This window comes from Mesorhizobium sp. M1E.F.Ca.ET.063.01.1.1 (genome assembly GCF_003998155.1).
In the GTDB taxonomy this organism is placed as follows: Bacteria; Pseudomonadota; Alphaproteobacteria; order Rhizobiales; family Rhizobiaceae; genus Mesorhizobium.
Genome location: NZ_RZSC01001269.1, coordinates 1 through 995 on the forward strand (window position 1 = coordinate 1; position 995 = coordinate 995).

Consider the following 995-nt stretch of genomic DNA (forward strand, 5'->3'; position numbering starts at 1 on the left):
GATATAGCGGCGCTTGACCGCCAGCGTCTCGATGCCCGCCTGGTCGAAGGCCTCGACAAAGGCCATGGCGCTGCCGTCGAGAATGGGAACTTCCGGACCGTCGATCTCGATGATGAGATTGTCGATGCCAAGTCCGAACACCGTCGCCATCAGGTGCTCGACGGTTCCGATATGCTCGCCGGCCGGATCGCCGAGCATGGTGCAAAGGTCGGTGGCGCCGACCTCGGAGACCAGCGCGCGGAACTCCCGGCCCTCGCCGCCATTCGACAGGTGGAACACGATGCCGGTGTCGGCGTCGGCGGGCAGGAAATGAACGGTGACGGGCTTGCCGCTGTGGACGCCCGTGCCGGTCAACGTCACGCGCGCTTTAACTGTCGTCTGATAGTCGTGCAAAGACAAACCCCATAAGCCCTAACTGCCTGCGTCCGCTTCATCAGCCTCTTGAGCATTTTCAGCCAGACGGATCGTCTTGCGTCCGCATGAATGCGGCAAATGAAACAAGGCATGCGGCTCTGATATGATCGGCAGGCAGGGCCAACTCCCCGAATCCCGGCAAACCGACTTTAGTCCGAGGCGAAGATAATGGCCCGTCCGAGAGACTCCAAATCACGGTTTCTTACCCTTTGTAACCGCGGCAGCGAGCGAAAAAACGCTCGTAACACTCTGTTTTACAACCACCTTTAACGCCAACAGGCAGACGATTTCTCGTCTGCCTGTTAACAACCGTTATATATCGTCAGCGATCAGCGGCCCGCTGTATCGATCAGTTGGCCTGGCGGCGCAGAAACGCCGGAATCTCCAACTGGTCGTCTTCCTGCACCGTGCGGCTCTGCGGCGTGAGGCGTCCCTGGTCGTCGAGTTGGCCGCGGCGCGGCGCGTAGAGCTGCGGGTCCTGGCTGGCGAGGCGGCGCATTTCCGGTGCCGCCTGGCGCAGTTTCGGCTCGCGCGGCTGCGCCGGCTGGAGCCGGGCCGGCTCTTCCTCGCGGCGGGTCAGG

Annotated in this window: 1 protein-coding gene and 1 pseudogene; both read right to left on the bottom strand. The window is 62.2% G+C overall.

The window, feature by feature from the left end:
• Positions 1-393: UDP-3-O-acyl-N-acetylglucosamine deacetylase (locus EOA29_RS37840; RefSeq protein WP_189479145.1), on the bottom strand; the 393-nt coding region annotated here is incomplete at its 3' end.
• A 370-nt stretch (positions 394-763) separates the two neighbouring features.
• Positions 764-995, bottom strand: a pseudogene (locus tag EOA29_RS37845) (cell division protein FtsZ); the annotation flags it as partial.